The organism is Paenibacillus sp. FSL k6-2145 (genome assembly GCF_037976585.1).
Lineage (GTDB): Bacteria > Bacillota > Bacilli > Paenibacillales > Paenibacillaceae > Paenibacillus.
Genome location: NZ_CP150267.1, coordinates 1,527,631 through 1,540,545, shown reverse-complemented (window position 1 = coordinate 1,540,545; position 12,915 = coordinate 1,527,631). Strand labels below are relative to the sequence as shown.

Sequence of the window (12,915 nt, the reverse complement as noted above, 5' to 3'; positions counted from 1 at the left end):
GGAACAACGATGGACATGGGACTTCAAGGTAAAAAAGCGCTGGTGTTGGCTTCCAGTCGCGGGCTGGGCAAAGCGGTAGCCGCTCAATTGGCAGCAGAAGGTGCTGACGTCATGCTTGCCAGCCGGAGCGAAGAAAAGCTCGCAGCAGTGAAGCAGGAGCTTCTGGCACTTGGTGGTGGTGGACGTGTGGAATATTGTGCAACCGATGTGACACGCAAGGAAGATATTGAGGCTCTGATTCACAAGACAGCGGAGCTGTTTGGGCAGATTGATATTCTGGTGAACAATTCGGGTGGCCCGCCATCGGGTTCATTTGAGTCACTGACGGATGAAGATTGGGAGCGTGCATTTGAATTAAATGTACTCAGTTATGTAAGGCTGATTCGCGCTGCTCTTCCTTATATGAAAGAAAGCGGAGGACACATTGTGAATATCGCTTCAACTTCGGTGAAGCAGCCCATTCCGGGTCTGGTGCTGTCCAACACGTTCCGTACCGGCGTGTTTGGATTGGCGAAGACCTTGTCTCAAGAGCTGGCTCCATACGGAATTTTGATCAACACGGTGGCGCCAGGTCGTATTGCAACAGACCGCATTCGTGAGCTGGATGCAGCACGGGCAGAGCAGAACGGAGTCAGTGAGGACGAAGTCTCTGAACAGTTCCGCAAGGAGATTCCACTGGGCCGTTATGGTCAACCAGAGGAGTTTGCCAAAGCGGTGGTGTTCCTGTTATCCGGGGCCAATACGTACATTACCGGAACCTCATTGATCGTGGATGGTGGCATGGTCCGAGCCCTATAAAAGTCATTGAATACAATAACATAAATACCCTCTGTCACCACAATACGTGGAGATCGAGGGTATTCGTGTTGATCTATTATGTTGGGAGAGATCACTCCCGATTCATTATGTAAGCGAATTAGCGCAAGAGTTCCCATTCATGCTGAAGCATGCCGTATACTGCATGGTTCACGTAACCTTTAGGCAACTTCTCTGCCTGGCGAATGACACCTTCGAGAACAAATCCGAGTCTTTCTGGGATAGCACGACTCCGTTTGTTGTTTGTTGCCGAGCGAATCTCGACGCGATTTAGATCCAGTGTGACTAGTGCATAATCAACCAGAACGCGACAAGCACTTGTCATCAAGCCCTGACCCTCAAAACCTTTTCCAAGCCAATATCCGATGCTTACCGAGCGGTTGGTCCAGTTAATTTCGTGGAATCCGATGACGCCTGCGAGATCGCCTTTTAACCATACGCCGGCGGTGAAGCCGCCATTTTCAGCACCTTGTTTTAATGCGTTAGTAATGAAGTTTGAGGTGTGTTCCACTTCTGTCACATGATCCACCCACGGCAACCAATGTCTCAATTGATCCCGCGAGCGATCCGTCAGTTCAAACAGCGGTTTGGTATGTTCCATGGCCAGTGGCCGGAGTTCGGTATATTCATCCAATGAATAGGTAAACATGAATGCAACCTTCTTTCTTTATAAATTAGTGATTAACGGGAAGTCTTGGGTAACTTTTGCTCCAGTGCAAACAGGTCTTCTTCCATTGAGGCCATGCGTTGATTGACTGTTGTGCGTGCGTCACGGAGTGCCTGATTATATATGTAGGGAGCGAGCTGTGTCATGAACAGGTCGAGGACACCCCAAGCGGCCAGATCGCCGAGCTCTTCGCCACGTTCCTCTTCGAAATACGACTGGATGGTGCGAATGGCTTCATCCTGCTGTTCTTTGGTCAGTTTAAGCGTGTTCAATGGGAAACCCTCCCTATAATTTGATTTTACTATCATGCTACATGATTCGAGCGAACCCGTCAAAATGGTTTTGGGCCTATTTATGCACGGCTGATCCTGACTTTGGTGCCGTTCTTTATTGAACTCCTCCCCCGTTAAAGGTATATTTAAATGAAACGCGTACGAAACTTTCCAAGAAAATAGATTTTTTCAGGAAATGACTTCGTTATTAAGGAATTATAGCCGGAATTGCTGCAATTCCCGAAGGCTCCAATCCATTCATGAAAGGTTTGATACCTGTGGACAATCGTACAACCCCACCTAACTTTATCAAAAATATTATTACCGAAGATCTCCGGTCTGGGAAAGTCCAGGAAGTTATTACCCGTTTTCCTCCGGAACCGAACGGTTATCTGCATATCGGCCATGCCAAGGCGATCTGGATTAACTTTACGCTGGGCGGCGAATTTGGCGGCAAAACGAATCTGCGCTTTGATGACACGAACCCGGTCAAGGAAGATGTAGAGTACGTTCAATCGATTCAGGAAGACGTGAAATGGCTCGGATACGAGTGGAATGAGAAACGTTTTGCCTCGGATTATTTTGATGAGATGTACAACCGTGCTGTTTTGTTGATTAAAAAAGGAAAAGCCTACATCGACGACCAAAGCGCCGACGAGATCCGTGCAATGCGCGGAACGCTGACGGAACCGGGCAAGAACAGCCCGTACCGTGATCGTTCGGTGGAAGAGAATCTCGACCTGTTCACACGTATGCGTGCAGGCGAATTCAAGAACGGAGAGAAAGTGCTGCGTGCCAAGATCGATATGTCTGCACCTAATATCAATCTGCGCGATCCGGTGATTTACCGGATTTCACACGCACACCATCATAACACGGGTGACAAATGGTGTATCTATCCAATGTACGCCTTCGCTCACCCGCTCGAAGATGCGATTGAAGGTGTAACGCACTCCCTTTGTTCGCTGGAGTTTGAGGATCAACGCCCATTCTACGATTGGGTTATTGCGGAATGTGAGATGGAGAGTAAGCCGCGTCAATACGAATTTGGCCGCCTGAACCTGTCCCAGATGGTGACAAGCAAGCGGAAGCTGAAACTGCTCGTGGACGAAGGCCATGTGGATGGATGGGATGATCCACGTATGCCGACAATTTCGGGTCTGCGCCGCCGGGGATATACACCGGAAGCCATTCGTGATTTTGTATTCGAAACAGGCATTTCCAAGAGCCAAGGGGTTATCGACCTGCAAACGCTGGAGCACTTTGTACGTGAAGACTTGAAACTGAAAGCTCCACGCACGATGGCTGTCTTGCACCCGCTTAAAGTGGTTATTACCAACTACCCTGAAGGACAAGTGGAATGGCTCGAAGCAGAGAACAATGTGGAGAACCCAGAGATGGGTAATCGCCAAATTCCGTTCTCCCGTGAGATTTATATTGAACAAGACGATTTCATGGAAAATCCGCCGAACAAATACTTCCGTTTGTTCCCTGGCAACGAAGTTCGTCTGAAACATGCATACTTCATCAAATGTAATGATGTGATCAAGGACGCAGAAGGCAATGTGACCGAGATTCATTGTACCTATGATGTAGAGACGAAGAGCGGCAGTGGATTCACAGGCCGTAAAGTTAAAGGTACGATCCACTGGGTAGAAGCGACTCAAGCGGTACCTGCTGAATTCCGTCTGTATGAGCCTTTGATCTTGGATGAAGCACCGGAAGCAGAGGTGGAAGTGGCAGTAGCTGGAGCTGAAACTGAGGTTGTGGAAGAGCAACCGGAGAAAACGTTCCTGGATCAACTGAACCCGAACTCCCTTGAGGTTGTTCACGGGTATGTGGAGCAAGAAATGAAGGAAGCGAACGCGCAGGATAAATTCCAATTCTTCCGTCATGGTTACTTCAGTGTAGATCCAAAACATTCCGAGCCAGGTCGTCCGGTATTTAACCGGGTTGTATCCCTGAAAAGCTCATTCCAACTGCCGAAGGCGTAATGCGGCTGGATAAAATTTATGGCCTGTTCATCAGAGTGCTGATAAGCAGCCAAGTTATAAATTAAAGGGAGGGCATCCTTCGTCATAATCATGGCGAAGGATGTCCTTTATTGTTTTTCTGGATCTAGCCTGGTCCAGTTTTAGGCTTAGTAATACAATTTCACATGAACATGAACATGAACATGAACATGAACATGAACATGAACATGAGCTGAGGTCTAAAACGTGCGTATGAGGCAAAAATCTAACGAACCGAAGACACGTTATTCAAGTGTTTTGGGGCGTTCCAGCAACGTAACGAATCGTAGACACCTTATTTCCTCGTTCGGTCTGTCTTTTTTGGATTTTTAACATCTTTTATGCAAAATAAGGTGGCTGAGATTCCTTAGCTTTAGAATTTCGTGAAATTGCTGCAAATAAGGCGTCTAAGGTTCGTTAGGAGCAACAAACCTTAGACGCCTTTTCTCTTTACTGCACCTATGCTTAATCTTTTGTTTCGGTTTTTTGTACGCTGATGTTACACCCTAACGTAGAGGACAGAAATAACCTGAAGAAGCGAAGCGTTCGCCTTTATCTCCGGATTTTACCCTTTGAAAAGGGAATTAAGAAAATCCGGAGATAACAGCGATCAGAAGGTTGTTCTGGCATCGGAGTGCGCCAGTGTAACTTTAATCGTTCGAATAGCCTGTAACAAAAGATTATCTGTCCTCATCCATATTACCCATCTCCGTCAATACAACTGGCTGATAGCCGTTACGTCGATTCGATAACCACATGATGCCAAATCCGACCGCGCCGATGAGTGAGAAGAATACGCCAATGCTATACATGATTTCCGCACCGAAGCTCTGGAACAACCAGCCGCCGAACAGACCGGCAATCACGCCCGAGAGGCCGCCCCAGGCCATTGTATATACTGCTTGACCGGAGGAACGGTAAGGTCTTGGAATAAACAGCATGGTCAGTTGCGTACCCACATAGAAGTACCCACCAAACGTAATGGAGTGCATCAACTGAATGAATACAATCTCCAGCGGGTTGTTAGCCAGTGCCATGAGCTGCCAGCGCAGTGCAAACAGCAAACTGATCAGAATGAGAGATGCCAGGAGCATGCTCATTTTGCGTTTGAGTAAGCGGTCGAGCAGCAGGAATACGCCGACTTCGAGAATGGATGAGGTGAAGATGGCCCAGCCGACCATCTGTTTGTCGCCACCCATTTCTACAATGTATAGTGACATAAAAGTACTGTTCATCGCATTAGGCACCGATACGAGTACACCCAGGCCGATAAATGCCATAAAATACGGATTGAACATGACTTTGCCAAACCGCCGAAAAGTAACCACGGGTGTATCCGAAGCAATCGGCTGTCTGGGTAAAAATACGGATAATACAAAGGCGGTGGCAATCATACACGCAAATATAATGGATACACTGCCGATGCCAAAACGGTCAATGAGAGGTCCGGCTGCGACGGCAGTCAGTGCCCAACCGAGTGAACCCCAGAGCCGGAATGACCCAAATTTCTGGGTTGTACCATCGATATATCCGAGAATCAGGCTGTTCGTTTGTGCGAATAATGGACTTTGAAAAAAATAAAAGAAAATCATGGCTACATAGATCCATGTATAAGTGGGCGCATAGAATACACCTTGGGCGAGCACAAATGTGCCTCCCATCATAATCATCAGAATGATGCGAATGTTGCGAGATTTATCGCTCCAGAAACCCCAGAATGGATTGGCAAACAAGGATACAAAGGGTCCAATCGCCATGAGACTGCCAATCTCCAGTTTGGTCATGCCAATCTCTTGCAGGTAAAGCTGCAGGAATCCGGCAAAGATCGAGATGGCTCCATATATGAAAAAGTTATATAGTTTCAGAGAAACTAATGAGGTATTGCCTCTTGAAGGTGCAGGTCTGTCCAATTAAGCCATTCCTTTCAAATGCATATTGTTCAATGTATCATTTGTTGAAAGGGGATTCAATCTATAGAAAATGTTGATCGATTGATATAACAAGCCCACATCGTTACCAGGAGGGAGCAAGACATCATGAACACAAGGGAATGGACAGGCATCATATTGGCAGGAGGTTTATCCAGCCGCATGGGGACCAACAAGGCCATGCTGGAACTGAATGGTTCCCTTGTACTGCAACATGTCACCAAGGCCATGAGACCCGCCGTATCCCGTATCATCGTGGCTGCCGGACCCAATGTGACAACCTACGGAGCAATGGGCTACGACTGCGTTCATGATCACTATCCGGGGAAGGGGCCACTCGCCGGTCTTCACGCGGCACTGGAAGCTTCCGATACAGACTGGAATCTGGTATGCGCCTGCGATATGCCGCTCCTGCAAACGTCTTTTTTTGATGGAATAAAAAAACTGGTCGAATCGCATAACTCTTATTCTGCTATCGTTCCACGCGTGGATGGACATGTCCACCCTCTTGCAGGGGCTTACCACAAACGAGTGCTCCCTGATCTCGAGCAGCGTCTGATACAGGATCATCTTCGAGTTATGCGATGGCTTGAAGAGATCAGTTGCCGCTATGTCGAAGCGGAAGAGCTTGAGAGAGCTGGCGTTCATAAACTAGCGATGCAAATGAATAATATGAACACGCCGGAAGAGTACGAGCGTATCCGTAATCAAGATTCTGGACTCGATTCAGATCTGTAGGATACAGGATCACCTGATGCATCTGCATGATGATTGCGATATTGAAGCGGGCTTTGGCCTGTCCAACGTTTGAATTGTCTGCTGAAATGGGACAGATGGGTGTAACCGAGCTTCCACGCAATTTCCCCGAGCGACAGCTCTGGCTGTTCGATCAGTACTTTGGCCTCCTGCAACTTCAAGCTGGACAGGTAAGCCCTGGGCGACCGCCCGTACACCTTGCGAAAGACCTGTAGACCATATCCCGGGCTGATGCCAAACGAGGATATAATCTGCTCTACTTTGACCGTGGATACACTGCTTTCCTTGGTTCGAAGCTGGGCATGGAATGCCTGCTTGATTGCCTCCGCTATAGCTCCCGCATAATGCATGGCTGTTGGAGCTGGTGCATGTGAAGCAGCAACGGAAGTGGGGGTCTCCGGTTCATTGTCAGCGGCTTGGGACAACAGGGCGAACAGTTCAAACATGCGGGCCTGCATGATCATTTTGTCAGTGGACGTGTAGGCTTCAGATACGTTAATCATCCCCATCCAACTCTCCAGCACAACGCGCAACTTCCTATTATCTGCCGTACCTGCTGCGTAGATTTGGCTATGCTGTGACATCAGCTTCAGGGTGAAGACTGGATCATCCACATTAAAGTGAGCGCTAAAATAAGTCATGCCTCCCGTGGATACACATTGATTCGTATGTTTGAACCCTGGAGGAATGAGAAGAATGGAACCTTCCTCCACGGTATAGGTAAAACCATGAATCACACTCTCCTGCGTACCTTCGATGATCAACATAATCTCAAAGCCCGGATGTGATTCCTCCGGCATCGCCCATCCATAGGGTACTTGTTGGCTGTGCGCACCATAGAATTTGATGTTACAGTCGATAATAGGCAGCCAGTGGGCCAGCGTATGGTGAGGCATTTCTCGGAGCTGTGATCGCATATCCATCATATTCACCTCGGAAAAGGGTAAAAACAACTTGCCTTATACAATCGGCACCCGTAGTATACTTCATTATAATCAGTTTAACGCAAGCATGGATAATCCATGGCACGTATCAGCGTTTGAAGTGGTTGCTGAACAATCCAAGTTCTTCAACCAATAATAATGTAAACGCTACCATTGTGGATTGGAATATGTCAACTCTTGCACACGTCAAGATCATTATATTTTCCACCTGAAAAGGAGATTAAATCATGGACAAATTATTATATGGTGTAGCTTACTATGATGAATATATGCCTTACGAAAGATTGGACAAGGACATTCAGATGATGAAGGATGCAGGGATCAATGTGGTCCGTATTGCAGAATCAACCTGGAGTACTCATGAACCACAGAATGGCGTATTTGACTTCTCTTCCGTAGACCGTGTGCTGGATGCCATGCATGAGGCGGGAATTCAGGTTATCGTAGGAACACCAACGTATGCTGTTCCAACGTGGATGGTTAAAGAACATCCGGACGTGCTGGCTACCACCTCACAGGGACCTGGAAAATATGGTGCAAGACAGATTATGGACATTACCCATCCAACCTATCTATTCTATGCCGAGCGGATCATACGCAAGCTGATCTCTCGGGTAAGCACACATCCAGCGGTAATTGGATATCAGACAGATAACGAGACGAAGCATTACAATACGGCTGGAGATAATGTACAACTGCAATTCGTCAAATATATGCGGAACAAATTCAGCTCCCTGGATGAGCTTAACAAGGAATTTGGCCTCGATTATTGGAGCAATCGGATCAATAGCTGGGAGGACTTCCCGTCTGTGGTAGGAACGATCAACGGTAGTCTGGGAGCTGAGTTTGCCAAGTTCCAGCGGCAGCTGGTAACCAACTTTTTGGCTTGGCAAGTGGGGATCGTGAATGAATACAAACAGGAAGGACAGTTTGTTACCCAGAACTTTGACTTTGACTGGCGTGGGTATTCGTACGGCATTCAAGGGGATGTGGATCATTTTGCCGCATCGAAGCCTTTTGACATCACCAGTGTGGATATCTACCATCCTTCCCAGAATGATCTGACGGGCATTGAGATCTCATTTGGCGGGGATGTGGCGCGTTCCACCAAACAATCGAACTATCTGGTACTGGAGACCGAAGCCCAGGCGTTCTGGCATTGGGTTCCCTATCCTGGACAGCTGCGTTTGCAGGCATTCAGTCATCTGGCATCAGGGGCGAACATGGTCGCTTACTGGCACTGGCATTCGTTGCACAATTCGTTTGAGACCTATTGGAAAGGTTTGCTCAGTCATGACTTTGAACCGAATCCGGTGTACAACGAAGCAAAGACCATTGGCAGGGATTTTGCCCGACTCAGTCCAAAGCTCGTTAATCTGAAGAAAAAGAATCGGGTAGCTGTGCTGTTCAGCAATGAGGCGCTCACATCGATTAAATGGTTTGGATTTAACTTCACCAGTGACAAGAACTACAATGACGTGGTGCGCTGGATGTACGATGAATTGTACAAGATGAACATTGGCTGTGACCTGATCGATCCATCGGTTGAGAGTTATGCGGGGTATGATGTGCTCGTTGTACCTGCTCTGTATGCAGCTTCGGATGCATTGTTGGAAAGATTAAATCAATTCGTACAGGATGGCGGACATATCGTCTACTCGTTCAAAAGCGGATTTGCAAATGAGCATATCAAGGTACGCTCTACCCGCCAGCCCGGCCTGATCAGTGAGGCATGCGGGATCAGCTATAACCTTTTTGTAGAGCCCAAACATGTCTCGCTGCGCGATGATCCATTCGAGGTTGGTCAGGAGCAGAACCAGATTCACACCTGGATGGAACTGATTACACCAACAACGGCTGAAGTACTTGCTTGGTATGATCATCCACATTGGGGCGAATATGCGGCAATTACCCAGAACACCTATGGAAAAGGCAAAGCAACCTATGTCGGATGTTATACCAGTTCTGCGGTGATCCGTAAGGTGTTGGAACGTGTCATGAAGGAAGCGGGCGTATGGGGAGCTGAGCAGGAGCTGGCTTTTCCTATCATTGTGAAGACAGGTGTGAACGATCAAGGAAGCACGATTCGCTACTATTTCAATTACGCGGATGAGGCAACATCCTTCATGAATGCTTACGGGGAAGGGACGGAACTTCTGGCAGGAACCCCGATAGCTGCGGGAGAGAAGATCGAATTGGAGCCATGGGGCATACGGATTATTGAACAATAATAGGAAATAATAAATATAGGTATATAAGTTGAATTTAATATGTACACGTTAACGGAGAGGGCAGAAATAACCTGAGGAAGCGGAGCTAAAAGCTTTCTGAGAGAAAGCTGCATCGGAAGCATACACCTCGCCTTTATCAACGGATTTTCCCCTTCGAAAAGGGAATCAAAAAAATCCGGTGATAACAGCGATCAGAGGGTTGTTCTGACCACGTAGTGATCTCGTGTAACCATTCAATCTATTGTATAACGTGATATTTTAACATTTCCAAACGAATATAAAGACCAAAGCGCCCTCGGCTTCCATGCTGGGGCGTTTGTCTATTTTAGCTCAGGAGTGGATGCGCTGTGTTTACCGAATGTTATCGGAAGCTGACAGATCCTTTCAAACGCAGCATTCGCAATAAATTGATTCTTACCATGACGCTGCTGGCCGTTCTGCCCGTCATTGCCATGACCGCTATGGCAGCCGAGAATACCCGCTCTTCCATGGAAGAGGAGATTATGGAGACCAACCGAGCCAATATGAACTGGGCCTCCATCTATCTGGGTGAACAGTTCGCTCGCATGAACAATATTATCTATTCGATTCAGATCAGTGACGAATTGCATCAATATCTGGCGTTGAACGAGGAAGCGCCGGCAGCTAGCCGATTCGACGAACAGAAGGCCATGTTCAATATGCTGAACAGTGTATACTATTCTGCCGGCAATTATGTATTTGGCGTTGAACTGTATCTGAAAGAATTGGACACCCTGTTCACCTTCAACTCCATGGATTCTCGCATCAAGGCGGTATCGGAAATACCGGAGGGGTATCATGAGCTTTTTGCACAACATAAAGATTTTACGATTATCAATGATCCGGACGATCCGCAAAAGTTTCACATGACCCGTAGCATGAACCGCTTCGAGGATCAGGCACAGATTGGGGCCATCAGTCTGGAGGTCAAGTGGGCTGAGTTCAACCAGACCCTGGAGCTGCTGGATAGCCGGGGAGATTATGCGGTATACATTGCTGATAGCGCGGGTAGTCCGGTCTATCAACCAAACCAAGAGATTCAGCCGTCTGCGGAAGCAATGGAGAAATTGGCAAGCACGAAAGAAAGTTCGGGCTTCATACGGACAGCCAAAGAATATGTATTCTTTCACTCCATCGAGCCGTCAGGATTGCGTGTGATCAAGATTGTACCTGCCCATGTCGTTAACGAAAGTGCTTTGGAAACGATGAAATATGGATTGGTTGTGGGTGGCCTAGCAACCGTCATATCTGTGGGACTAGCTGCGCTGGTGGCTTGGCGTACATCAAAGCCCATTGTCAGACTGGCGAATTCCATGAAGGGTATTCAGCTGATCAAGGACAGGGAAGTGGTACGAAGCGGCCGGGTAGATGAGATTGGTCTGCTGGAGAAAAATCTGCACGGCATGGCTAGTCGTATTCGGGAACATATTCGCGACAACTACCTAATGAATCTTGAGAAGCAGACGGCCGAGCTCAAAGCACTGCAATCCCAGATCCATCCGCATTTCCTGCAAAATACGTTGCAGATGATTGGCGGCATGGTCTACTCGCAAAAACCGGCAGACAGTTACAAAGTCATTCGAGCCTTAAGCGAGATGTTTCGTTATATTGTGCGCGCGCCGGATGGACTTGTTCCTCTACAGTCTGAACTCGATCAGTTGGAGCATTATATGCTGATTCAGAAGCAACGTTTTGCCGGCAGGCTTGAATATACCCTGGAGATTACCGGGGAACTTCGGGCATGTTATATTCCCAAGTTGTCTTTGCAACCCATTGTGGAGAACGCATTTTTACATGGATTGGAGAAGAAACAGGGCGAGTGGAAGCTGGGCATTGAAGTCGTCTGTGAACCTACAGATGTAACCATTCGAATTCGTGATAACGGCGTGGGTATGGATGCTGAGAAACTAACGGAGATGCAATCCAGACTGGAGCGGCTTACCTTGCAGGCAGATCGGGTGTGGAGTTCAGGTACAAGTATTGGACTGGTCAATGCTGCCTCACGAATTATAATGCATTTTGGACCTGAATATGGGATGAGCATGGAAAGTGAATACGGACAGGGGACGAGCGTTACGGTACGAATCCCCTGCAATACAGGAGGCGAAGCCTTGTGAACAAAGAACTGTACAGAGTGCTGCTAGTGGACGATGAACCGTGGAACCGGGATATTTTGCGCAACCTGGGAGATTGGAATGAACTCGGCATGACCGTTGCAGGTGAGGCAGAGGATGGTGAGCAGGCCATACAACTGGTCAAGCAGCATCAGCCTCACATTATCATTACGGATATGCGCATGCCCGGTACAGACGGTGTGGAGCTGTTACAGACGCTGAGCGGACAGTACCCACAGATCAAGGTGATCGTGGTGAGCGGATATGACGACTTCAATTATGCAAAACATGCAATCCGCCATCGGGCTGCAGATTATCTGCTCAAACCGGTGAATCCGGATGAACTGAATGGTGTACTTGCCAAATGTGCAAAAGAGTTGGAAAAGGTTGAATCAGCGCCTGAATCATGGGAATCGTATCCTTCTACGTTCGCAGGTGAGTTCTCCCTGTTTCAGCAGCAGGCTCGCTTGCGGTTTAATGACCTGAACGTTCAGAGTCTGCGTGAGTGGTTCCAACAATTGCAGCAGAAGCTGGAACGATGCGAGATTAACAGACCTCGGCAGCTTGGAAGGGTGGCTCATGAACTACAGGCTTTGTTGGATGAACTGTGCGTCTCCAATGGCTTGTACGAGCGGCCCGAAGCAACGGCGCTACCTCCTGCGGCTGCACTGGCTTCCATCGAATCCACGATCACATGGATTTCGACTCCATACTACCAGGCTTTGGAGCAGCTGATTGCGCAGCGTAAATTCAAGAACAAGCTGAACCTGAATGAGGTAAAGCAATACATTGAGCAGCACTGTATGGAGATGATTACGCTGGAGCAACTCGCCCAGATCTTTTTTGTCAGTAAGGAATATCTCAGCAAGGTATTCAAGAAAGAGTATGAGGTGAACGTGACTGACTATGTTATCCAATTACGTATGACGAGAGCGAAGGAATGGGTGATGGATGAACAGATTCCGTTCAAGCATGTTGCCGAGATGGCGGGTTATGAAGATGTGTCCTACTTCTATCGGGTTTTCAAAAAGCATTTCGGAATATCTCCAGGGGAGATGCGGAAGGGACAACCTCGTATGTCAGGCAATTCAAGCAGTAGCACGGAATGAGCCGTTCGAGAGAGCATTTGTGGCAGGATTAAGGTTTAAAATAAT

The 12,915-nt window shown here is 47.8% G+C and carries 10 protein-coding genes; 6 read left to right on the top strand and 4 right to left on the bottom strand.

What is annotated here, in order from left to right:
- The first annotated feature begins 9 nt into the window (after positions 1-9).
- Positions 10-798, top strand: a complete 789-nt coding sequence (locus NZ043_RS06815; RefSeq protein ID WP_091036164.1) for an SDR family oxidoreductase — start codon at positions 10-12, stop codon at positions 796-798.
- 118 nt (positions 799-916) lie between these two features.
- Here the strand turns inward: NZ043_RS06815 and NZ043_RS06810 are convergent, their stop codons facing one another.
- Both NZ043_RS06810 and NZ043_RS06805 read right to left on the bottom strand, forming a co-directional pair.
- Complete coding sequence (locus NZ043_RS06810; RefSeq protein WP_124116580.1) at positions 917-1,465, bottom strand: GNAT family protein; 549 nt, start codon at positions 1,463-1,465, stop codon at positions 917-919.
- A gap of 32 nt (positions 1,466-1,497) precedes the next feature.
- Positions 1,498-1,755 carry a DUF2164 domain-containing protein gene (locus NZ043_RS06805; RefSeq protein ID WP_133386130.1) on the bottom strand — a complete coding sequence of 86 codons (258 nt, stop codon included), beginning with the start codon at positions 1,753-1,755 and terminating at the stop codon, positions 1,498-1,500.
- Positions 1,756-2,015: 260 nt separating this feature from the next.
- Between NZ043_RS06805 and NZ043_RS06800 the strand changes: the two genes are divergently transcribed.
- Positions 2,016-3,749 carry a glutamine--tRNA ligase/YqeY domain fusion protein gene (locus tag NZ043_RS06800; protein WP_091036167.1) on the top strand — a complete coding sequence of 578 codons (1,734 nt, stop codon included), beginning with the start codon at positions 2,016-2,018 and terminating at the stop codon, positions 3,747-3,749.
- Between the two features lie 698 nt (positions 3,750-4,447).
- Here the strand turns inward: NZ043_RS06800 and NZ043_RS06795 are convergent.
- The gene (locus NZ043_RS06795) at positions 4,448-5,677 is read right to left on the bottom strand and encodes an MFS transporter (protein WP_339311126.1); all 1,230 of its coding nucleotides are present in this window, start codon (positions 5,675-5,677) and stop codon (positions 4,448-4,450) included.
- Positions 5,678-5,803: 126 nt separating this feature from the next.
- Between NZ043_RS06795 and NZ043_RS06790 the strand changes: the two genes are divergently transcribed.
- Positions 5,804-6,433: a molybdenum cofactor guanylyltransferase gene (locus tag NZ043_RS06790; RefSeq protein WP_339311124.1), complete on the top strand. Its 630-nt coding sequence runs from the start codon at positions 5,804-5,806 to the stop codon at positions 6,431-6,433.
- Here NZ043_RS06790 and NZ043_RS06785 read toward each other — a convergent pair.
- On the bottom strand, positions 6,403-7,374 hold the full coding sequence (locus NZ043_RS06785; protein WP_339312674.1) for an AraC family transcriptional regulator: 972 nt from the start codon (positions 7,372-7,374) through the stop codon (positions 6,403-6,405). The two genes, NZ043_RS06790 and NZ043_RS06785, sit on opposite strands and share 31 nt — an antisense overlap.
- A 248-nt stretch (positions 7,375-7,622) precedes the next feature.
- On the opposite strand from NZ043_RS06785, the gene NZ043_RS06780 reads away from it, so the two are divergent.
- From NZ043_RS06780 to NZ043_RS06770, 3 genes are all read left to right on the top strand, one after another.
- A complete protein-coding gene (locus NZ043_RS06780; protein ID WP_339311122.1) occupies positions 7,623-9,626 on the top strand; it encodes a beta-galactosidase in 2,004 nt (667 codons plus the stop codon).
- A gap of 347 nt (positions 9,627-9,973) precedes the next feature.
- The gene (locus NZ043_RS06775) at positions 9,974-11,764 is read left to right on the top strand and encodes a sensor histidine kinase (protein WP_339311121.1); all 1,791 of its coding nucleotides are present in this window, start codon (positions 9,974-9,976) and stop codon (positions 11,762-11,764) included.
- On the top strand, positions 11,761-12,870 hold the full coding sequence (locus NZ043_RS06770; RefSeq protein WP_339311120.1) for a response regulator: 1,110 nt from the start codon (positions 11,761-11,763) through the stop codon (positions 12,868-12,870). Before NZ043_RS06775 ends, NZ043_RS06770 begins: the two co-directional genes overlap by 4 nt.
- Positions 12,871-12,915: the final 45 nt, after the last annotated feature.